Origin of the sequence: Haliea salexigens DSM 19537 (assembly GCF_000423125.1) — a bacterium.
Taxonomy (GTDB): Bacteria; Pseudomonadota; Gammaproteobacteria; order Pseudomonadales; family Halieaceae; genus Haliea; species Haliea salexigens.
This window is the reverse complement of record NZ_AUHJ01000006.1, coordinates 155,022-175,688: the sequence shown is the minus strand read 5'-3', so window position 1 is coordinate 175,688 and position 20,667 is coordinate 155,022. Positions and strand designations below refer to the sequence as shown.

The following is a 20,667-nucleotide window of genomic DNA, read 5'->3' as shown; positions in this document are numbered from 1 at the left end:
TCGCGCCCATTACAGAGCGAGGTCATTCACGGACAGAATGCCCAACAAAATCGAGATAATGATGACAGCAATAATGGCGCCCATACCCAGGATGAGCACCGGCTCAAGCAAGGTCAGGCCGCGTTTTACACCCGCCTGCACATGGCCGTCAAACACGCGCGCGAGCTCCAGCATCATCGCGTCAAGGCGGCCGGACTCCTCGCCCACACGTGTCATTTGTATGACCATGGGTGTGAACAGCCCCGTGTCCTCCAGCGCCACCGACATACGCTTACCCGACTTCACCGCCGGTGGCAGCACCTGCAGCGCCGCCTTGATCACCCGGTTGTCCACGGTATCAATGGCGATCGATATTGCCTTGAGCAGGGAAACACCGTTGCCCAGCAAGGTGCCTACCGTGCGTGCAAACTTGGACACTTCAAACTGGAAGAGTATCCCGCCCACCAGCGGCAATTTCAGCAAGCGGGCATCCTTGCTCGCCTGCCCGGCCTCGGTGGACAGCCAGTTGCGTATCGCCCAGCCCGCTCCCACGCTGACGAGCAACAATAGCCAGCCATAGCTGGCGATAAAATCCGCCGCCCCGACCACCATGGCCGTGAGGGGCGGCAGGGCCTCGCCCATGTCTTCAAACAGGGTTTCAAACTGCGGCACCACGAAGCCGAGCATAAGGATGATCGACAGCACGGCAACCACCAGCAGAATGGCCGGGTAAATCAATGCCGACACCACGTTGTCACGGTTGGCCTTGGCGTTCTGCAGATATTCCACAAGCCGGTCCAGCACCGCGGAAAGCTGCCCGCTGGCCTCCCCGGAGCGCACCATGTTGATGTAGAAGTTGCCGAACACCGGCTGATAGGGCTGCAGCGCCTGGCTCAGCGCCTTACCCGCCTTGACGTCCCGCAACAGGTCCTGCAGCAGCGCTTCCAGCGCAGGCTCCGACGCCATATCGATAAGCACTTTCAGCGCCCGGTCCAGCGGTAAGCCGGCGCGCAGCAGCACCGCGAGCTCGCTGGTGGTGGATAACACGTCCTCGCGCTTCACCGGCTTGCCTCCCGTGCTGCGGCTCACCTTCGCTGCGCCCGGCTCCAGCGCCAGCAACGTCAGCCCCTGGGAACGCAGCAAACGGGATGCGACCTCCAGCCCCTCGGCCTCCAACGTGCCATCCAGCGGCTTGCCATCGCGGCCTATGGCCCTGTAGGTAAAATGCGCCATGCCTAACCCCGCCTACGGCAACCGCTCAAGCGGCGTCCGCACCGGCCTCGGAAGCCCCGGATTCGCTCTGGTCCTGGGTTACGCGCATGACCTCTTCGAGAGATGTTTCGCCGCGCACCACTTTGCGCAGCCCGTCCTCGTAGAGTGTGATCATGCCCTGCTGCCGCGCGGCGGCATGCAGTAATGTGGCATCGGCGCCACTCATGATCACGCGGTGAATGGCCTCATCAAGGCAGAACAGCTCGTGAATCGCCGTGCGCCCGGCGTAACCTGTCTGCAGACAGTGCTCGCAGCCCCTGGCCTGATACACCGTAGGCTGCGCCGTATGAATGAAGGGCGCGAGCCCGTAGCGCTGCACCGCATCGCTGGTCAACTCCAGCGGGGACTTGCAGTGCTTGCACAGCGTACGCACCAGGCGCTGCGCGAGCACCCCGTTGACCGCCGAGGTAATGAGGTAGCGCTCCACTCCCATGTCTTCAAGGCGGGTAATGGCGCCAGCTGCCGTGTTGGTGTGCAGCGTGGACAGTACCAGGTGCCCGGTGAGTGCAGACTGCACACCGATCTGCGCGGTTTCCGTGTCGCGCATCTCACCGATCATGATGATATCGGGGTCCTGGCGCAGAATGGCGCGCAGGGCGCGGGCAAAATTCAACTCGATTTGCGCCTGCACCTGAATCTGGTTCACGCCCTGCAGTTGATATTCCACCGGATCTTCAACGGTGATGATCTTCAGGCGCTCGGAGTCCAGCGAAGCCAGTGAGGCGTAGAGGGTTGTCGTCTTGCCGGAACCGGTGGGGCCGGTGACCAGCAATACGCCGTGAGGACTATCGAGTAACTTGCGGTAACGCGTCAGGGTGTCGTCGCTGAAGCCCATATCACTGAGGCTCAAGCGGATGTTGCCACGGTCCAGCACCCGCATGACGATGCTCTCGCCATGCACCGTGGGAATGGTGGAAACGCGCAGGTCGAGCTCATGCCCCTTTACCCGGATCATAATACGGCCATCCTGGGGCAGTCGCCGCTCGGCAATGTTCATCTGGGCCAGCAACTTGATGCGCGAGGCGATGGCCTGGCCGAGGCCCGCTGTCGGCGTGTCCGCATGCTCCTGCAACACGCCATCGACCCGATAGCGCAGCTGCAGGCCATCCTCGAAGGGTTCGATATGGATATCCGACGCACCCATGTCAACGGCGCGGTGAATGAGCTGGTTGACCAGCCGAATAACCGGCGCCTCGCTGGCGAGGTCGCGCAGGTGCTCAATGAAGTCATCGTCCGACTGCCCGGCAAATTGATCACCGAGGGTGCCGTCGTCGTCACCTTCCTCGCTCTCTTGCAAGCGCAGCTGTTGCGCCCGCGCGATGTCACTTTCCAGCCCGAGCACAATGGTGACTGGGCGGTCCAGCGCCATGGATAGAGCCTTGGCGAGGAACGGATCCTGGGGTATTGCCGCCGCAAAACACACGCCGCTATCGTCAGCGGCGACCGGCACCACCAGATTGTTGACCAGGAACTCCTGAGCCACGCCGTCAACCGTCACCGGCTCCTGGGGGTACTCGGAGGCCGGGTGCAGCGGAATCTCGAGCTGCTCGCTCAAGGCCAGCGCCACATCCTGCTCGGATACCAGCCCCAGCTTGACCAGTACCTGGCCGAAGCGATCGCCCATTTCGCTCTGGGCCAACAGGGTACGCTCGACATCGCGCTCCGATATCTTGCCCTGCTGGACCAGCAGCTCACCAATCCTGATCATGCTCCACCGCCACTTGCCTTCATGAGTAACAGACGGCTGAGACCGCCGTCTGCTTCCATCGAGCGCTGGATTGTAGCACAGGCCCGGCGCCGATCAGGCGACCTCAAACAGTCCGGCTGCGCCCATGCCACCGCCGATACACATGGTGATCACCACGTATTTCACACCGCGACGCTTCCCTTCGATCAGGGCATGGCCGACCATGCGGGCACCGCTCATGCCAAAGGGGTGACCAATGGAAATGGCGCCACCATTCACATTGAGCCGGTCGTTGTCGATGCCGAGCTTGTCGCGGCAATACAGCACCTGGCAGGCGAACGCCTCGTTCAATTCCCAGAGGCCAATATCATCCATCTTCAGGCCGTGACGCTGCAGCAGCTTGGGAATGGCGAACACCGGGCCGATGCCCATTTCGTCCGGGCCGCAGCCGGCCACGGCCAGGCCACGATAGATACCCAGTGGCTGCAGCCCCTGCTTCGCCGCCAGCGCACCGTCCATCAACACACAGGCTGAGGCGCCATCCGACAGCTGCGAGGCATTGCCCGCCGTGATGAAGCGGCCTTCCTTCACAAACTGGCCATCCTTGAAAACCGGCTCCAGCCCCTGCAGGCTTTCCAGCGTCGTGGAGGGGCGGTTACCTTCATCTTTCTGCAAAGTGACCGCCTCGTAGGTGGTCTCCTTGGTTTCCTTGTTGAATACCGCCTTGGTGGAGGCCATCGGCACGATCTCCGCATCGAACAAGCCGGCTTCCTGCGCCGCTGCGGTACGCACCTGGCTTTGGAACGAGTACTCATCCTGCGCCTCGCGGGAAACGCCATAGCGTTCAGAGACGATCTCAGCCGTCTCGATCATCTGGATATACGCTTTGGGCGAAACCTCCAGAACGGTTTTCGACACGTTGCGGTAGCTGTTCTTGTGCTTGTTCTGCACCAGCGAGATGGACTCCAGCCCACCCGCCACGGCAACGTCGTACTCGTTGCACATGATGGCCTTGGCGGCTGTGGCAATGGTCATCAAGCCGGAAGAACACTGACGGTCCATGGTCATGCCCGCTGTCGTGTCCGGCAGACCGCCGGCGACACCGCAGAGCCGGCCCAGGTTGTAGGCCTGTGTGCCCTGCTGTGCCGCCGCACCCATCAGGCAATCGTCGACCAGCGCAGGATCGATGCCGGCGCGCGCAACCGCCGCGCGGACGACGTGGCCGCCGAGTGCGGGGGCTTCGGTGTCATTGAAGGCGCCGCGGAAGGCTTTGCCGATCGGGGTTCTGGCGGTGCTGACGATAACTGCGTCTCTCATGGTGTACTCCTTTGATTCGGTTGTGAGTGCTTTGTTGTTGTGTTGGAATTTGGGGATTGTACTGCTACTGGGGGGAATTTGCTGTGCCGCTGGTGGTTGGGGGGGTGTGCCTCAATCCGGAGCGGCTACGGGGTTGCCCCTGACAAAACGCGTCGTGAACCCGTTCGTGGGGGATTGTGCCTCCATCCGGAGTTGCTACGGGGTTGCCCCTGACAAAACACGCCGTGAACCCATCCATGGGGGCTTCGCGCTCGCATCCATGCGAGCGAGAGTTTTGTCAGGGGCAACCCCGCATCCACTCCTCGCTCACGGAAGTGTTCAGGGTGAGCACGCACGATTAAGCCCCGAGAAGCAAGACACTAACGAACTGGCAAAATCGGTAGGAGGCTGTGGGTGGGGGCGCCGGGCGGGACCGTAGCAAACATGGATGTTTGCTTCGAGCCTACAGGGACGTATTCACGGCGAGTCCCGCCCGGCACACCCGCTCACAGCCTCCGGCACGCCCCTCCGTCCGCACGCGCCCCATCAAGCCCGCTGACTGGAGCAGGAAACAATCTCCCCGGTCATATACCCCGAATAATCCGAGGCCAGGAACATCATCACGTTCGCCACTTCCCACACCTCGGCCGCACGCCCGAAAGCCTCCTTCGCCGCCAGCTCTTCCAGCAACTCCATCGGCGTGGTCTTCTTCAGGAACTCGTGAAAGGCAATGGAGGGCGACACCGCATTGATGCGCACACCGTGGTCGGCGGCCTCCAGCGCGGCACAGCGCGTCAGCGCCATCACACCCGCCTTGGCCGCCGCATAGTGGCACTGTTCCTTCTGCGCTCGCCAGCCCAGCACGGAGGCGTTGTTGACGATCACGCCTGCACCGCGCGGCTGCATCTTGCGCAGCATGGCACGGGTCATGCGCATGGTGCCGGTGAGGGTAATATCCAGCACGCGGCTCCACTCGTCGTCGGGCATATCAACGAGTAGACGAGTACCGCCCAGGCCTGCGTTGTTGATCAATACGTCAACGCCGTCCATGGTTTCCTCAGCGTAATCCACCAGCGCCTGCACATCGTTCTCATCGGTCACATTGGCCAGCTTGCCATACACCGCATCAAGACCGGTCTCCGCTTTCAGCTGCTCGACCGCCTTTCCCAGCCGGCCTTCATGGATGTCGCTGATCATGACGGCCCGGGCTCCCTCCTCGGCCGCCCGCGTGGCAGCGGCGAAGCCAATGCCGGCGCCGGCAGCAGCGGTAATCAGAACGGACTTGCCCGCCAGCAGATTGTGCCCGGCGACGTAGGGTGGTGGTTCTTTCAATGCCATGCTGTGTTTCTCCTTTAGCCCGCGCTAGCCGCGGGGTTCGCGGGGCATGCCAAGTGCGCGCTCGGCGATGATGTTGCGCTGGATCTGGTTGGTGCCGCCGTAAATGGTGTCGGCGCGTGTGAACAGGTACATGGACTGCAGCCGGCTCAGGCCGTAGGGCGCCTCGGGAACAATCTCGCTTTCTGCGCCCAGCACATCCATAGCCAGCTTGCCCAGGTTGCGGTGCCAGCTGGACCAGTACAGTTTGTAGATCATGGCCTCTTTTTGCAGGCTGCCGTCGTCACCGCCGCCGGAGAGCATGCGCATGCTGTTGAAGCGCATGATACGCAGGCCGATGTGGGCTTCGGCAATCCTCTGGCGCAATGCCGGGTCACATGCAGCGCCGTTGGCCTTGGCAACGCGCACGATCTCGTCCAACTCGTTCTGGAACAGCATCTGTTGGCCCAGTGTGGAGACGCCGCGTTCAAAGCCCAGCAGCCCCATGGCGACTTTCCAACCCTCGCCTGGCGCACCGACGATGTCATCGGCAGCGCACACCGCGTCATCGAAGAACACTTCGTTGAACTCACTGGTGCCGGTAAGCTGCTCGATCGGGCGCACCGTTACACCCGGCTGGTCCATGGCGACGAGGAAGAAGCCCAGCCCTTTGTGCGCGCTGGAGTCAGGGTCGGTGCGGGCAATCACGAACACGTACTGAGATTCGTGCGCCAGCGAAGTCCACACCTTCTGCCCGTTGATCTGCCACTGTCCTGTGCCTTCATTGAGCCGGGCGCGGCTTTTGACGTTGGCGAGGTCGGACCCAGCCGAGGGCTCGGAGTAGCCCTGACACCAGAACTCGCGGCCTGCACGGATACCGGGGAGATAGCGCTCGCGCTGTGCCTCACTGCCGAAAGCGATCAACGTGGGGCCCATCAGGGTTTCGCCGATGTGCCCCATGCGACCGGGGCCGCCGGCGCGTGCGTACTCTTCGTTGAAAATAACCTGCTGTTCAACACTCGCCGCGCGGCCGCCGTACTGTTTGGGCCAGCCGATGCAGGTCCAACCACCTTCGGCCAGTTTCTGCTCCCAGGCCTTGCGCTCTTCGACGAAGGAATGCTCATCCCCGGGGCCACCGCGAAAGCGGATGGGCTCGAATTCGCCACAGAGGTTGTCTGCCAGCCAGATGGCCACTTCTTCGCGGAACCGTTCGTCTTCCGGACTGAAACTCAGTTTCATGCCTCACCTCCATCCAGCAGCTGTTGCGCAAGCCGCTCCCTGTGCCAGGCCGCATCGCCCAGCAGGGTTTCAGCCGATTTGGCACGTTTGAAATACAGTTGTATGTCGTATTCCGAGGTAATACCCACGCCACCGTGCAATTGAATGCCGCAGCCCGCATTGAAAAACGCCGCTTCTGAACAGTAGGCCTTGGCGATGCTCGCCGCTTCCGCGAGCCCGCTGCCCAGCGGGCCGCCGGCCAGCGCTTCATCGGCGATGCAGGCTGCGTAATAGGCTGCGGAACGCGCCGCCTCCACCTTGAGCATCATGTCGGCGGCCTTGTGCTTGATCGCCTGATAGGACGCAATGGTGCGACCGAACTGCACGCGCTCGGTGGTGTAGGCCACGGAGCTGTCCAGCGCCTGCTGCGCCACCCCAACCTGCTCGGCCGCCAGCGCGATGGTGGCGAGGTCCAGCGTTTTTGCCAGTGCCGGCCAGGCCTGGCCGGGCTCGCCCATGCAGGCGCTGCGCTCAACCTGCACATTCTCCAACACGATGCGAGCCTGCTTGCGAGTCTGGTCCATGGTGGGCAACCACTCCCGGCTGATCCCCGCGGTGCTCGCGGGCAACACGAACAGGCTGACGCCCTCGGTGCCCGCGCTGCCCGGTGCGCGGGCGGCCAGCACCAGAATGTCCGCCGTATGGCCGTCGAGTACGTAGCGATACTCACCGTCGAGCACGAAACCGTCGCCTTCACTGCGACAGGTTGCCTGGATGGCATCGGCATCGGGCCGGCTGCCCGGCGCCATGAAGGCCAGCGTGGCGGTTTTGCCGGCAGCAATGTCGCCCAGATACGCCGTTTGCTGCGCCTCGCTGCCTGCCACCAACAGGGCGTTGACGGCAAAACCGACCGTGGAGAGAAACGGTGCGCAGAGCAGGGTACGGCCCATTTGCTCCTGCATGGCAGCCAGTTCGACAAAGCCCAGGCCCAGGCCACCAAACGCCTCGGGGATATGCAGCGCGGGCCACATCAACTCTTCGCTGATCTGCTGCCAGAGCGCATCGCTGTAGCCACGCTCCGTCGCCATCGCCTCGCGCACGGCAGCCGCGGTGGACACCTCCGACAGAAACGCCTCGGCGGTGTCGCGGATCATTTGCTGTTCTTCGGTAAAACGAAATTCCATGCGCCCTGCCTCAGGTGCCGTAGACTTTTTGCGCCGGCACTTCGCGTGCCAGCAACTGCTGCACCGCACCGGCCACTTCAGCCGGCTGCCAGCGATCGCCCTTGTCCACCGGCTCGGTGGTGCGCCAGCCATCGGCGATGGAGATGCGCCCTCCCTCTGCCTCAAACACGCGGCCAGTCACCGCTGCCGACTCGGTGGAGACCAGGTAGGCAAACAGCGAGGAGACGTTCTCCGGCGCCCAGTAGTCGAAGCTGCCGTCCTCGGGCTTGGCCATGCGCTGCGCCATCTCTTCCACGGCGGTGGTCATGCCGGTGCGCGCGGCGGGCGCCACGGCATTGGCAGTCACGCCGTAGCGCGCCAATTCGGCAGCCTGGTTCAAGGTAAGCGCCGCGATTCCGGCTTTGGCGGCGGCATAGTTCGATTGGCCGATAGAGCCCTGCAGGCCCGCACCGGACGTCGTGTTGATAATGCGCGCATCTACCGCTTTGCCTTCCTTGGACTGGCCGCGCCAGTAGTGCACCGCGTGGGAGCTGATACAGAAATGCCCTTTCAGGTGCACCGCCATGATGGTGTCCCACTCCGCTTCAGTCATGGAAGCGAACATGCGGTCTCGGTTGACGCCGGCATTGTTGATGACCGCGTGCAGGTCGCCGAAGGCATCAATGGCCTGCTTGACCGCGTTCAGGCTGTCGTCGTAATGCGTGATGTCCGAGGTGTTCACCACGGCTTCACCGCCGGCCTTGCGGATGTCGTCCACCACCGCCTGCGCCGCCGCTTCATTGATATCGTTGACAACGACTCTGGCGCCCTCACTGGCAAGTACCCGTGCGTGCGCCGCCCCCAGGCCGCCGCCTGCACCCGTGATGATTACCACGCGTCCTTCACATATTCCGCTCATATCACAACCTCTCGATAATGGTGACGTTCGCCTGACCACCGCCTTCGCACATGGTTTGCAGGCCGTAGCGACCACCGCTGCGCTCCAGTTCGTGCAGCAGGGTGGTCATCAATTTCGTACCGGTGGCACCCAGTGGATGTCCCAGGGCAATCGCGCCGCCGTTGACATTGGTTTTCGCTGGATCGTAGCCGGTGTCCTTCAGCCAGGCCATCGCCACCGAGGCGAAGGCTTCGTTGATTTCCACCAGGTCGATATCCGCCAGGCGCATACCGGCGCGCTTCAATGCGTACTCGGTCGCGGGAATGGGTGCCGTCAACATCCAGATAGGGTCCGCCGCGCGCACGCTCATGTGCGCAATCCGTGCCCGCGGTGTTAGGTTGTAGCGTTTGAGTGCCGCCTCCGAGACAATCAACATGGCTGACGAGGCATCACAGGTCTGGCTGGACACAGCCGCCGTGATGGTGCCGCCCTCCTGCAATGGCTGCAGTTCCGCCATTTTCTCCATGGTGGTCTGGCGCGGCGTCTCGTCCATCTCCACACCGGCGAGGGGCGCGATCTCCCGGGCGAAGCGCCCTTCACTGATTGCCTGCAGCGCTCGCGTGTGGGACTGCAGCGCGAAGGCCTCCATGTCGCTGCGGCTCAACCCCCACTTGTCTGCGATCATCTGTGCAGAATTGAACTGCGACACCGGCACCGTGCCATAGCGCGCCACCCAGCCTTCGCTACCGGAAAAGGGGTCGGAGAAACCCAGAGGCTCGGCAGCCAGCATGGCCGAGGAAATGGGGATCTGCGTCATGGTCTGCACGCCGCCGGCAATCACCACATCGTTGACCCCGGCCATGATCGCCTGGGCGGCAAAATGCACCGCCTGCTGTGACGAGCCGCACTGACGGTCTATCGTGGTGCCGGGTACGGCCTCATCCAGCCCCGCCGCCAACCAGCAAGTGCGGGCAATATCGCCCGCCAGCGGGCCGATGGTGTCCACGCAACCGAACATCACGTCATCGTAGTCGGCATCCGGAATGCCGTTGCGCTCCACCAGCGTCTTCAATACGTGGGCACCCAGGTCGGCGCCGTGCACGCCGGCGAGCCCTCCCTTGCGGCGGCCCGTGGGGCTGCGCACTGCATCAACAATATAGGCGTCCGCCATGATCTGTGTCCTCGTCTGTATTTATTGGAAGGTGGCGCCGGCGCCCAGCGCCGCACCATCCGCAAATATCACCGCCGCCACTTGCTGCTTGTGCCAGCCGGCATCGCCCCAGGTGTTGGCCAGCGCCCAGGCCTTCTTCATGAAGATGTGCAGGTCCACCTCCCAGGTGTACCCCATCGCACCGTGTACCTGAATACTGTTCTTGGCTGCCAGGTTGGCCGCCTCGCAGGCCATCAGCTTGGCCTGCGCCACTGCCAAGGCAGCGCCGGAAGCATCCTCGGCCACAGCATACGCCGCGCGGTGGACCGGTGCCTTGGCGTATTCGAGCCGCACGGCCACATTGGCCATGTGGTGCTTGACAGCCTGGAAAGAACCGATCGCCTTGCCGAACTGTTTGCGCTCGGCGGTGTACTGTACGGACAGGTCGATCATGCGCTGCGCGAGACCCAACGCCTGTGCAGCGCAGCCCAGTGCGCCACGGTTCAGGCAGGCCGCGCGCAATGCGTTGGCCCGGGCGCCCTCGACTATCGGGGCGGTGCCCGCCTGCACAGTCACGGAATACAGGCGCCGGGCCGGGTCGATACTTTCGCTGCGCTCACAGCTGAACTGCCCCTGCTCCAGCGCAAACCACTGGCCCTCGCGCTCGAGCAACAGGAGATCGGCGACATGCGCGTCTTCCACCATCAGGTTCTGTTCGACGGCGGCGATGATGCGCGCCTCGCCGGTTGCAGCCAGGGGCAACCAGCGCGCCGCCAGTTCACCGCCGATATCCTGCAACAGGGGCACGGCAACCAGCGCGTGATTGACCAGAGGTTCGGCAAGCGCCACATAGCCGCATTCCTGGGCCAGCAATACAAAGTCCACGGCGTCCATGCCCAGGCCACCGTGTTCCTCGGGCACCGTGATACCGGTGAGACCGAGTTCGGCAAACTGCTGCCAGAGTGCAGGGTCGCGGCCCGTGTCTGTTTCCCAACCGGCGCGCAGCCGCTCGGGGGTGATTTCGTTGACCAGAAAGTCGCGGACGGAATCCTGAAACAGCAATTGGTCTTCGCTGAAAGTGAAATCCATGGTTACCTCGGCATCCCGAGCATGCGCTCGGCAATAATGTTGCGTTGAATCTCGTTGGTCCCGGCGTAGATCGGCCCCGACTGGGAGAACAGCCAACCGTCCAGCCAGGTGCCGACACCCTCCGCCGCCGGCGCATGCGCCAGCAACTCGGCGCGCGCACCGAGAATACTCATGGCGGTGGCGTGCATGTTCTGGTCGAGCTCTGACCAGAAGATCTTGTTGGTGGAAGATTCCGCGCCGATTTTGCCGCCCTGGCTCAGGCGACAGGCGGTTTGGTAGGTGCTCAGGCAGTAGCTCTCGGCATCCAGATAGGCCCGCATGACCGCCTCGCGGATCTGGGGGTCGTGGCTGGCGCTCGCTTCATTGGCGCGGTACAGCTCAACCAGGCGACGCGCGGTTTCCTGGAAGCGTGCCGGTGAGCGCAGCATCAACCCGCGTTCGAAACCGGCAGTGGCCATGGCCACCGCCCAGCCAGCGCCATCGTCACCCAGGCGATTGCTCACATCCACTTCCACATTGTCGAAGAAGATTTCGGCAAAGCCCGGCAGACCATCCAGTTGCGGGATGGGGCGCACGGTGATGCCCGGGGTGTTCAGGGGCACCAGGATGAAAGTCAGCCCGCGGTGGCGCTCGGAATCCGGGTCAGTACGGAACATGCCGAACAACCAGTCAGCCCACACCGCGCGCGTCGACCAGGTTTTCTGGCCGTTGATAATGTACTTGTCGCCCTCCAGCTGCGCCGTGGAGCGAATGGCCGCCATGTCGGAGCCGGCGCCGGGTTCAGACCAGCCCTGTGCCCAGACGTCACGCCCTTCCGCCATGGCCGGCAGAAAGCGGGCTTTCTGCTCTTCGGTGCCGTACTCCATCAAGGTGGGGCCGAGCAGGAAAATACCGTTCTGGTTCACCCGCAGCGGCGCCCGGGCGCGGTAGTACTCTTCCTCGAATATCAGCCATTCGATGAGGTCACAACCGCGCCCGCCCAGTGCTTCCGGCCAGGTGACCATACCCCAGCGGCCCTGGTTCAGGGTGGCTTCCCACTCGCGGTGCTGCTGAAAGCCTTCCTCGGTGTCGAAAGTCTGCAGCGGTTGCGCGGGCACATTGGCTTGCAGCCAGGAGCGAATCTCGGCGCGAAAGGCCTGTTGCTGTTCAGTAAATGCCAGTTGCATGTGTCAGTCCTGCGTTCAGAATTTGGCGTCGCGTTTTTCGATAAAAGCATCGCGGGACTCCTGGGAGTCGCCCACGGTGTAGGCCTCCAGCGTGAACCCCTGTTCCCAGCGGTACTTGTCTTCGAGGTTGCCGTCTTCGATACCGGTGAGGGCCTCCTTGGCCAGCTTGACCATGGCCGGGGATTTGCTGGCGATGTTGGCGGCAATGGCACGCGCGGTCGGCAGCAACTCCTCGCGACTGACAACCTTCTCGATGGCGCCCAGCCGGTAGGCTTCCTGCGCATCGATAAACTCGCCGGTGAAGTACATGTAGCGCACTTTCTGCACCGGAAACATGCGCTGCAGATGCGCACCGCCGCCCATGGCGCCGCGGTCGATTTCGGGCACGCCAAAGCGCGCGCAGTCGGATGCGACCAGAATGTCGGCGGCGCCCGCCATGCCGATACCGCCGCCCAGCACAAAGCCGTGCAGGGCGATGATGACCGGCTTGGGGTTGCGGTGAATGGCGCGGAAGGTTTCGTAGTTGCCCTTGTTCACATCGACAATCCGCGTCGATTCCGCGGCGAGTTCCTTGATATCCACGCCGGCGCAGAAGCCCCGACCCTCAGCGGCGATCAAAATGACGCGCACCGCGTCGTCGCGGCCCAGCGCGTCGATTTCATCGGCGATGGCAAACCAGCCGGCGCTATCGAAAGCGTTCACGGGCGGCTTGTCGAGGATCATTTCGGCAATGCCGTCCTCGATGGTGGTGCGAAAGGGTTTGCTCATGGTTGTTCTACCTGTCGGTGCAGTGAATTACGGGTTGACGGCGGCTCGCGCGGCGAGAGCCTGCAAACGGCTTTCCGCTTCGTCAACAATGGACTGGATCAGCTCTTCGCAGGTGAGCAGAGTGTCGATCACCCCGGCCACCTGGCCGCTGGGCAATACCCCGCGGGCCGGCTGCCCATCGACCATCGCCTTCTGGATGATCATGGGGGCATTGGCGGACATGATCGCCTGTGCGGCGGTCATGTCGTCACTGCGGCTCATGGCAACGGCGGACTTGAGCAGGCCGACCACACTGGCGCCTGTATACTTGCGGAAGGCCAGGCCGTTGCGCATGGCAATGAACAGCTTGCGCAGCTTGGAGGCACGCTCCAGCTCCGTCAGCAGTTCGTTCATGATCATGCGCTGGGGCATGCCGTCCATGGCGCGAGAAACCACAATGTCAGCCGGATTCTTGCAATCCAGGTAGCGCTGCTTGGTGGCGTCGGGCACCGGCGACTCCCGGGTCAGCAGGAAACGCGTGCCCATGGCGACACCATCGGCGCCCCAGGCAAGCGCGGCAACCAGCCCGCGACCGTCCTTGAAGCCCCCTGCCGCGACCACCGGCACCTGGGCGCCCACTGCATCCACTACCTGTGGTATCAGCAGCGTGGTCGGCACCGCACCGGTGTGGCCTCCACCCTCGCCACCCTGCACCGTGACTGCATCAGCCCCCAGCTCCACCGCTTTCACGGCATGCTTGGGTAGCCCCACCGTTGGCATACAGATCACGCCAGCATCCTTCAGCTTGCGAATCATCTCGGGGCCCGGCGAGCGGGAATAGCTCACCGCACGCACACCGTGGCGGATTACCATGTCGATGATGTCCGCCGCGTTGGGCTGGTACATGTGGAAGTTGACGCCGAACGGTCGATCAGTCAGCGCCTTGACCTGCAGGATGTCGCGTTCCATTTCCTCGGGCGGAATGGTTGCGCCGGCGAGAAAACCGAAGCCGCCGGCGTTGCAGCTGCCGGCGACCAGCCGTGGATCCGCCACCCAGCCCATCGCGGTTTGCACGATGGGGTAGCGGCAGCCCAGCAGTTCTGTCAGTCGTGTCGTGAGCATAGTGAGCCTCAGGCCCGGATACCGGGCGGGTTGTCGGCAATTTGCGCGGCGCGCTGGTTGTGCGGGTCAAGGCCGGCAATGATCGCCAGTTGTTCGGCAGTCGGCGCTGGCGTTGTCGGCACATCCGACGGCACCGCAATCGGATAACCGGTGTTTTCCTGCACTTCCTCCAGCGTGACCCCGGGATGCAGGGAAAGCAGGCGGATCTGGTGCTCCGGGCCGCCAAAATCCATTACGCACAGGTTGGTCACCACGCGGCGGATATCGACATCGTCCAGCGAGCGGCCGCGCGGCAACCGTGCGGGGTTATAACCGATAGACGACACAAAATCACACTCGCCATCCATGAACACCCGGGTGTTGTGACCGGGTACAAAAAAGCTGTTGGCGTGGCAGATGGAGTTGCCGGGGAAACCGCGCGCGCCCAGCATCATGACCTTCGGCTGCTGATAGGTACCCCCCAGCGCCGAAGTGTTGGTCTGGCCGAAGCGGTCAATCTGGGTGGGGCCCAGCATCGCATGACGCTTGCCGCTCCACACGTTGTCGAAAATGCGTGAAAAACCCATCCAGCTCTCATTGGCCTGCTGGAAATCTGCCGGACGCTTGCCCAGAGGATTGGGCTCACTCAGCATGAATGCCTCGGAGTCCGTCATCATCAGGTCGGGATTAAACGTCTTCATGGCCAGGCTCGCGGCCAGCCTGGGTACTACACCAATGCCTGTGGCCAGTACTTCTCCGTCGTGACGGAAGGCCTCGGCGGCGGCAACAATGCACAGTTCGGCGAGGGTATAATCGGTTGCTGCAGTTGACATACGATATTCTCCCTGGGCGTATTAGTAAGTGGGCAGTGCAATAGCGCGGATGGCGTCGAGCCCACCCACATTACGCTGGTATTCGGCCTCATCGGCCCCCAGGTATTTCTCCAGATAGCCCGCAATGCCACCGTCCTTGGCCGAAGCGGTGTAGGCCTTGAAATGCGCAACGTCAAAGCCATACAACGGGCTGCAGGAGCTTGGGTGTGCACCACCCGGTATTTCCACGATGGCACTGGTCGCGGCCCGTTCCCAGAATACTTCGCGCGCCCGTGCCGGGTCGGCAAAAAACGACGTATCAACCAGCTCATCACAGGACACGATGGTGGTTTTTGCGGCACGCGCAAACCAGTCATCAAGGTAGTGGTCGGGGCCCGCGATCTGGCACACCCCGCGGAAATCTGCGCGGTCCACGTGAATCAGCGACACATCAAGATTCAGTGCCGGCATGGCCACCCACTCCTTGTCGTCGTAGGGGCTGTCGATCAATTTGATATCCGGGTTCTGATTGATGACGTCGGTGCCCAGGCCCACTTCAGTCGGGATAAACGGCAGGCCCCAGGCCGCTGCGCGCAAGCCCAGCAACATCATCCCCTCGTCAATTTCCATGACCTCGATGGACCCGCTCTGGCGGGCCTGGCGGAAGTAGGGCTCCAGCGGAATAAAGTCGAGTGAAACAAACGCAAACACCAGTTTTTTCACCTTGCCCGCCGCGCAGAGCATCCCGACATCGGCGCCGCCGTAGGCGACGACAGTGAGATCCTTCACATCCGAGCGAAGGATTTCGCGCACCAGCGCCATCGGCTTGCGCCGGGGGCCCCAGCCACCGATGCCCACCGTCATTCCGTCTTCGATTTGTGCCACCGCATCGCGAGCACTAAGCCGTTTATCCATGTTGCATTCCCTCAGCTGACGATCCGCGCCATGCGGTAATCGTGTTTGACAAAATTGACACCGAGCGTGCTTTCGGTGCGCCGTACTCCCGGTATGCTGCTGATGCGCTGGTGCACGAATTCGGCGAGATGTTCATTGCTGCGCACCATGGTAATGGCCAGCAAATCGGAGCGACCGAGCATCTCGCCGACAAACCCCAGCTCGCCAATAGCGGACAGTGCCCGCGCCACCGCCTGCACCTGGTGACTCCGCTCAACCTCAATCCAGATATAGGCCAGCGCACCGTTGCGAAAACGATCGATATTGGTGATCGCCGTAATCCGGATCTGGCGCTCTTCCTCCATGCGCTTGACTCGCGCCCGCACCGTACCCTCGGTCACCCCGAGATCGGTCGCAATCTGCCGGTTGCTGATACGCGCATCCTCCGAGAGGCGCGCCACTATCTGCCGGTCGATATCGTCCAGGCGGCGCCGCGTCATGCGCTGGCACCCCGGTCGAACGGCACCCAGTCAGGCTGGTTCTTCAGCACATTGACGGCCAGCGCCGGGGTGAGGCGACGCACACCCGGCATGGTGGCAATGCGCTCATGCAACAGGCGGTGCAGCGCTACCTGGTCTTCCGCCACCATCAGTATTTCAATGTCCTGGGCACCCACCACCACATTGACCGAAAACACTTCGGGCACGGCCGCCAGCTCGCGTGCCACTTCCTCCGGTGAGCGGCTTTCCACCTGCACGCCAATCGCCAGCAACATACCAAAACCGGCGGCCTCGATGTCGGTGACTGCCACCACGCGCATGGTTCTGGATTCCTCCAGCCGCCGCACCCGCGAACGCACCGTCGCCTCGGTGAGGCCGAGCTCACGTGCTATGGAGCGGAAGGGCAACCGGCCGTCCGCGCGCAGCAGGGCAATGATGGCGTGATCCGTCTCGTCCAGCTCTATCTGCGAGACGCGCTCCGCCCGTTGCTCCTGCAGGGCCACGTCCGCGCTAGCCCCGTTCCGCCGCAATACGCTGGCGCAACTCGTTCTTGAGTACTTTGCCACCGGCATTCATGGGCAGCTCCGGCACCAGGCGCACCACACGCGGCACTTTGTAATTCGCCATATGCTCGCGCGACCAGGCAATAACGGCCGCCTCGTCCAGCTGCGCACCGGTGGCCGGAACAATCCACGCGCAGGCAACTTCGCCCATGCGCTCATCGGGAATGCCTATTACTGCCGCCCGGGTCACACCGGGCATGCTGTGCAGGCTGTTCTCGATCTCCGCAGGATAGCAATTGAAGCCCCCCACAATGAACATATCCTTGATGCGGTCGGTGATGCGAACGTAGCCGTCCTCATCCATCACGCCAACATCCCCGGTTTTCAGCCAGCCATCCGCGGTAATCGTGCGTGCGGTCTCCTCGGGGTTGTCGAGGTAGCACTGCATGACGTTGTAGCCACGGCACCAGATCTCGCCTTCAGTACCGGCCGCAACAGTGGCGCCATTGGCGTCGACGCATTTCATCTCCACGCCCGCCATGGCGCGCCCGGAGCTGTGCGAAATGCGCTCCGCGCTGTCTTCGGGGCGGCAGATTGAAATCACGCCACAGGATTCGGTCAACCCATAGGCGGTCACCACCACCTGGAAGCCCAGTTCGCTGCGCATCTTCTCGATCAACGAGACCGGCACAGGCGCCGCCCCCGTTACCGCCAGGCGCAGGCTGGAAAGATCGTATTCCGCGCGCCGCGGATGGCTGAGCAACGACTGGTAGATGGTCGGTGGGCCGGGAATGACCGATACGCGGTCGCGGTGGATCTGGCTGAGCACCGCATCGAGATCAAACTGCTTGACCGGCAGCATGCGCGCACCGCAGAGGGTGGCCGCAAGCCAACCCGCCTTGTACCCGAATGAGTGAAAAAACGGGTTTATAATCAGATAGTTGTCGTCACTGTTCAGGCCGACTGTCGCACTCCAGGTGGAAAAGGCGCGAATATTCTGCCCGTGGCTGGTGACCACCCCCTTGGGCTGCCCGGTGGTGCCCGAGGTAAAGAGGATATCCAGGGTGTCGTCCGGGGTCAGCTGGCTGGCGCGCATCTCGACGGCCGCAGCATCCACAGCGTCGCCGCGGGCGAGAAATTCCGCCCATGCCTGGGTACCCGCGCTCTCGCCTTCTAACAATACCGTCCCCTTGAGGTCAGGCAAATCCTCGTGTTCCAGCATGGCCGGGTAGCGCATACCGAGGAACTCACCTACCGTGAACAACCAGCGCGCACCGCTGCGGCGGAGGATAAAACCGGCCTCTGCTCCCTTCAAACGGGTATTGAGCGGCACCAGCACGCCGCCTATGGTCTGCGCGCCCATGGCCGCGACAATCCACTGCCACATGTTCGGCGCCCAGATGGCGATGCGTTCGCCATGCGCAAGCCCCGCCGCCAGAAAGGCCGCAGCGGCTCGCAGACGCGCCGCATCAAGCTCGGCGTAGGTAAGGGAAACGGGGCCATCGCTGATTGCCACCCGCTCGGGCAGCGCCCTGGCGGTAGCCGCGACAACCTGCGGTAATGTGCGCTGATCTGACTCGGTAATGGGCATGGCAAAAGGCACAAACAGTAAACCGGGGACACAATACTAGTCAGCGTTCCGGGGTTTTACAACCGGAATTCGTAATTATTTGCCCAGCAAACTACGCATATTGAAGCTACACTCCGCCCGGCCAGGGGCGGAGCGCCAGGCCTCGTTACTGGCCGGGGAAGCTGTAGTCCTTGAATTGCTCGCGCAGCGAGACCTTGTGGATCTTGCCCGTGGCCCCGTGTGGCAACTCATCGACAAACTCCACCGCATCGGGCTTCCACCAGGTGGCCACCTTACCTTCGAACCAGCTGAGCATGTCATCGGCAGCCAAGTCCTGGCCGTCTCCCTTGCGCACCACAATCAACAGGGGTCGCTCGCTCCATTTCGGATGGTAATGGCCAATCACTGCCGCCTCCGCCACCTTGGGGTGGCTCATCGCCACGTTCTCCAGCTCGATCGAGGAAATCCACTCGCCGCCCGATTTGATAACGTCCTTGGTGCGGTCGGTGATGGCCATGTAGCCATCAGGGTCAATGGTGGCCACATCGCCTGTTTCGAACCAGCCGGCCTCCGCGTGGGCGCCGTCGGCGTCGCGTTTGAAGTAGCCGGAACAGATCCAGGGGCCGCGCACCTTCAAGGCCCCGAAGGCCTTGCCATCCCAGGGCAGCTCCTGACCCTCTTCGTCGACAATCTTCATTTCCACGCCAAAGATGGCACGCCCGGCCTTCAGGCGCAGCCGGGAGAAATCATCCTCACTGAAGCGCTCACGCTCGGTGTCACTGGCGTTGATCGTGCCGAGCGGGCTCATTTCAGTCATGCCCCAACCCACGCGCGCGACCACGCCGTAGGTATCGAATTGTTCGGCAATCGCCAGGGGGCATGCCGCGCCACCCACGACAACCCGTTTCAGTGACTCCACCTGCTTGCCGGTGGACTTGAGGTGCCCCAACAGCGCCAGCCAGACAGTAGGGACACCCGCCGACATCGTCACCTGCTCCTCGTTGATGAGATCGGCGAGGGTTTCGCCATCGCCCATCTTGTTACCCGGGAACACCAGCTTGGAACCGGCCATCGGGCAGGAATAGGGGTTACCCCAGGCATTGACGTGAAACATCGGCACAATCGGCAACACCACATCGCTCGCCGACAAACCCATGGCATCCGGCATCATGGTGGCGTAGGCGTGCAGCATGGTTGAACGGTGCGAGTACAGGACACCCTTCGGGTGGCCTGTGGTGCCCGAGGTGTAGCACAGGGCGCAGGCATCGCGCTCGTCCAGCTCCGGCCACTCGAACTCGCTGCTCCCACCCTCGATGAGAGTTTCGTAGCAGATTGCATTGGGCAGGGTCGTTTCCGGCATGTGTTGCGCACTGGTGAGCACAATCCAGCCTTCAACACCCGGGCACTCGGGCGCCAGCTTTTCGGCCAACGGCACGAAATCAGGATCGAGGAACACGTAGCGGTCTTCTGCGTGATTGATGATGTAGACCAGCTGCTCCGGGAACAGGCGCGGATTGATGGTATGGCAAACATAGCCACTGCAGGCCGAGGCGTAGTAGGTCTCGAGGTGGCGGTAGTCGTTCCATGCCAGCGTGCCTATGCGGTCTCCACGCTGCAGACCCCAGGGACTTATGGCATTGGCGAGCTGGCGGGCGCGCTCGAAGGCTTCGCGATAGGTGTAACGGTGTCGCGGGTTGTCGCGTGTGACCGACACAATCTCCTGATCCCCGTTAACCCGCTCCGCGTGCTGGATGATCGAGGTGATCAGCAGCGGCATATCCATCATTAAACCGTGCATCCGGATGTTCTCCTTTTATTGCTTGAATCGAGATCTTTGCCCGAAGTGTAATCACTTCCAGCGAGGATAGCACCGCTTGGCGAGGGCAATTGTCAAAAACCGGCAGACGCTCCGACGCAAATACCCTACTGGACCCGCCTTCTGCCCCCACTATCGACCAAGGTCCAACAGCGATGCAGCGCGCCCCGGTGCTATAGTCGGGCTGAGTGAGACGATAACAACAGTAACGGAGAGCCCCCATGTCACGTTTAACCGAGGCCCAGGCGCTGGCCTATTGGCGCCGCAATCTTGCCCTGATGTTCAAACTGCTGCTGATCTGGTTCGTGGTCAGTTTCGGCTGCGGCATTCTGCTTGTGGATGTGCTCAACCAGATACAGATCGGTGGCTACAAACTCGGCTTCTGGTTCGCGCAGCAGGGTTCCATCTACGTGTTTGTAGTGTTGATTTTCTACTACACACGGCAGATGGCCAAGCTCGACCGCGAATTCAACGTAGAAGAAGACTAGGGGC

Annotated in this window: 19 protein-coding genes; 1 reads left to right on the top strand and 18 read right to left on the bottom strand. The window is 62.6% G+C overall.

Annotation, left to right across the window (positions count from 1 at the left end):
• Nucleotides 1-9 precede the first annotated feature (9 nt).
• From G533_RS0108875 to G533_RS0108790, 18 genes are all read right to left on the bottom strand, one after another.
• The gene (locus G533_RS0108875; protein ID WP_027949656.1) at nt 10-1,212 is read right to left on the bottom strand and encodes a type II secretion system F family protein; all 1,203 of its coding nucleotides are present in this window, start codon (nt 1,210-1,212) and stop codon (nt 10-12) included.
• Nucleotides 1,213-1,237: 25 nt separating this feature from the next.
• Complete coding sequence (locus tag G533_RS21245) at nt 1,238-2,959, bottom strand: GspE/PulE family protein (RefSeq protein ID WP_035527260.1); 1,722 nt, start codon at nt 2,957-2,959, stop codon at nt 1,238-1,240.
• A gap of 93 nt (nt 2,960-3,052) precedes the next feature.
• Nucleotides 3,053-4,255: an acetyl-CoA C-acyltransferase gene (locus tag G533_RS0108865; RefSeq protein WP_027949655.1), complete on the bottom strand. Its 1,203-nt coding sequence runs from the start codon at nt 4,253-4,255 to the stop codon at nt 3,053-3,055.
• A gap of 525 nt (nt 4,256-4,780) precedes the next feature.
• Complete coding sequence (locus G533_RS0108860) at nt 4,781-5,572, bottom strand: SDR family oxidoreductase (protein ID WP_205622589.1); 792 nt, start codon at nt 5,570-5,572, stop codon at nt 4,781-4,783.
• Nucleotides 5,573-5,596: 24 nt separating this feature from the next.
• Complete coding sequence (locus G533_RS0108855; protein WP_027949653.1) at nt 5,597-6,787, bottom strand: acyl-CoA dehydrogenase family protein; 1,191 nt, start codon at nt 6,785-6,787, stop codon at nt 5,597-5,599.
• The gene (locus G533_RS0108850; RefSeq protein WP_027949652.1) at nt 6,784-7,950 is read right to left on the bottom strand and encodes an acyl-CoA dehydrogenase family protein; all 1,167 of its coding nucleotides are present in this window, start codon (nt 7,948-7,950) and stop codon (nt 6,784-6,786) included. The genes G533_RS0108855 and G533_RS0108850 overlap by 4 nt, the downstream gene beginning before the upstream one ends.
• A gap of 10 nt (nt 7,951-7,960) precedes the next feature.
• Nucleotides 7,961-8,848 carry an SDR family oxidoreductase gene (locus G533_RS0108845; protein WP_027949651.1) on the bottom strand — a complete coding sequence of 296 codons (888 nt, stop codon included), beginning with the start codon at nt 8,846-8,848 and terminating at the stop codon, nt 7,961-7,963.
• Nucleotide 8,849: 1 nt separating this feature from the next.
• The gene (locus G533_RS0108840; protein ID WP_027949650.1) at nt 8,850-9,998 is read right to left on the bottom strand and encodes an acetyl-CoA C-acetyltransferase; all 1,149 of its coding nucleotides are present in this window, start codon (nt 9,996-9,998) and stop codon (nt 8,850-8,852) included.
• Nucleotides 9,999-10,019: 21 nt separating this feature from the next.
• Nucleotides 10,020-11,066 (bottom strand): acyl-CoA dehydrogenase family protein, encoded by a 1,047-nt coding sequence (locus tag G533_RS0108835; protein WP_027949649.1) that lies wholly within the window; start codon nt 11,064-11,066, stop codon nt 10,020-10,022.
• A 2-nt stretch (nt 11,067-11,068) separates the two neighbouring features.
• Nucleotides 11,069-12,232, bottom strand: coding sequence for an acyl-CoA dehydrogenase family protein (locus tag G533_RS0108830; RefSeq protein WP_027949648.1), 1,164 nt, complete (start codon nt 12,230-12,232; stop codon nt 11,069-11,071).
• A gap of 15 nt (nt 12,233-12,247) precedes the next feature.
• Complete coding sequence (locus G533_RS0108825; protein ID WP_027949647.1) at nt 12,248-13,000, bottom strand: enoyl-CoA hydratase family protein; 753 nt, start codon at nt 12,998-13,000, stop codon at nt 12,248-12,250.
• Between the two features lie 27 nt (nt 13,001-13,027).
• The gene (locus G533_RS0108820; protein ID WP_027949646.1) at nt 13,028-14,101 is read right to left on the bottom strand and encodes an NAD(P)H-dependent flavin oxidoreductase; all 1,074 of its coding nucleotides are present in this window, start codon (nt 14,099-14,101) and stop codon (nt 13,028-13,030) included.
• Between the two features lie 8 nt (nt 14,102-14,109).
• Nucleotides 14,110-14,913, bottom strand: coding sequence for a CoA-transferase subunit beta (locus G533_RS0108815; RefSeq protein ID WP_027949645.1), 804 nt, complete (start codon nt 14,911-14,913; stop codon nt 14,110-14,112).
• Nucleotides 14,914-14,934: 21 nt separating this feature from the next.
• Nucleotides 14,935-15,807, bottom strand: coding sequence for a CoA transferase subunit A (locus G533_RS0108810; protein ID WP_027949644.1), 873 nt, complete (start codon nt 15,805-15,807; stop codon nt 14,935-14,937).
• Between the two features lie 11 nt (nt 15,808-15,818).
• The gene (locus tag G533_RS0108805; RefSeq protein ID WP_027949643.1) at nt 15,819-16,286 is read right to left on the bottom strand and encodes an Lrp/AsnC family transcriptional regulator; all 468 of its coding nucleotides are present in this window, start codon (nt 16,284-16,286) and stop codon (nt 15,819-15,821) included.
• On the bottom strand, nt 16,283-16,789 hold the full coding sequence (locus tag G533_RS0108800; protein WP_240472405.1) for an Lrp/AsnC family transcriptional regulator: 507 nt from the start codon (nt 16,787-16,789) through the stop codon (nt 16,283-16,285). The genes G533_RS0108805 and G533_RS0108800 overlap by 4 nt, the downstream gene beginning before the upstream one ends.
• A gap of 7 nt (nt 16,790-16,796) precedes the next feature.
• Entirely contained in the window at nt 16,797-18,392 is a 1,596-nt protein-coding gene (locus G533_RS0108795; RefSeq protein ID WP_240472404.1) for a FadD3 family acyl-CoA ligase, read from the bottom strand.
• 133 nt (nt 18,393-18,525) lie between these two features.
• The gene (locus G533_RS0108790; protein WP_027949640.1) at nt 18,526-20,157 is read right to left on the bottom strand and encodes a 3-(methylthio)propionyl-CoA ligase; all 1,632 of its coding nucleotides are present in this window, start codon (nt 20,155-20,157) and stop codon (nt 18,526-18,528) included.
• A 239-nt stretch (nt 20,158-20,396) separates the two neighbouring features.
• On the opposite strand from G533_RS0108790, the gene G533_RS0108785 reads away from it, so the two are divergent.
• Nucleotides 20,397-20,663, top strand: coding sequence for a DUF4212 domain-containing protein (locus G533_RS0108785; RefSeq protein ID WP_027949639.1), 267 nt, complete (start codon nt 20,397-20,399; stop codon nt 20,661-20,663).
• Nucleotides 20,664-20,667: the final 4 nt, after the last annotated feature.

Excerpts from the sequence above, each read along its gene's own strand:
- G533_RS0108875 (WP_027949656.1), bottom strand. The coding sequence starts at position 1,212 with ATGGCGCATTTTACCTACAGGGCCATAGGCCGCGATGGCAAGCCGCTG.
- G533_RS21245 (WP_035527260.1), bottom strand. The coding sequence starts at position 2,959 with ATGATCAGGATTGGTGAGCTGCTGGTCCAGCAGGGCAAGATATCGGAG.
- G533_RS0108865 (WP_027949655.1), bottom strand. The coding sequence starts at position 4,255 with ATGAGAGACGCAGTTATCGTCAGCACCGCCAGAACCCCGATCGGCAAA.
- G533_RS0108860 (WP_205622589.1), bottom strand. The coding sequence starts at position 5,572 with ATGGCATTGAAAGAACCACCACCCTACGTCGCCGGGCACAATCTGCTG.
- G533_RS0108855 (WP_027949653.1), bottom strand. The coding sequence starts at position 6,787 with ATGAAACTGAGTTTCAGTCCGGAAGACGAACGGTTCCGCGAAGAAGTG.
- G533_RS0108850 (WP_027949652.1), bottom strand. The coding sequence starts at position 7,950 with ATGGAATTTCGTTTTACCGAAGAACAGCAAATGATCCGCGACACCGCC.
- G533_RS0108845 (WP_027949651.1), bottom strand. The coding sequence starts at position 8,848 with ATGAGCGGAATATGTGAAGGACGCGTGGTAATCATCACGGGTGCAGGC.
- G533_RS0108840 (WP_027949650.1), bottom strand. The coding sequence starts at position 9,998 with ATGGCGGACGCCTATATTGTTGATGCAGTGCGCAGCCCCACGGGCCGC.
- G533_RS0108835 (WP_027949649.1), bottom strand. The coding sequence starts at position 11,066 with ATGGATTTCACTTTCAGCGAAGACCAATTGCTGTTTCAGGATTCCGTC.
- G533_RS0108830 (WP_027949648.1), bottom strand. The coding sequence starts at position 12,232 with ATGCAACTGGCATTTACTGAACAGCAACAGGCCTTTCGCGCCGAGATT.
- G533_RS0108825 (WP_027949647.1), bottom strand. The coding sequence starts at position 13,000 with ATGAGCAAACCCTTTCGCACCACCATCGAGGACGGCATTGCCGAAATG.
- G533_RS0108820 (WP_027949646.1), bottom strand. The coding sequence starts at position 14,101 with ATGCTCACGACACGACTGACAGAACTGCTGGGCTGCCGCTACCCCATC.
- G533_RS0108815 (WP_027949645.1), bottom strand. The coding sequence starts at position 14,913 with ATGTCAACTGCAGCAACCGATTATACCCTCGCCGAACTGTGCATTGTT.
- G533_RS0108810 (WP_027949644.1), bottom strand. The coding sequence starts at position 15,807 with ATGGATAAACGGCTTAGTGCTCGCGATGCGGTGGCACAAATCGAAGAC.
- G533_RS0108805 (WP_027949643.1), bottom strand. The coding sequence starts at position 16,286 with ATGACGCGGCGCCGCCTGGACGATATCGACCGGCAGATAGTGGCGCGC.
- G533_RS0108790 (WP_027949640.1), bottom strand. The coding sequence starts at position 20,157 with ATGCACGGTTTAATGATGGATATGCCGCTGCTGATCACCTCGATCATC.
- G533_RS0108785 (WP_027949639.1), top strand. The coding sequence starts at position 20,397 with ATGTCACGTTTAACCGAGGCCCAGGCGCTGGCCTATTGGCGCCGCAAT.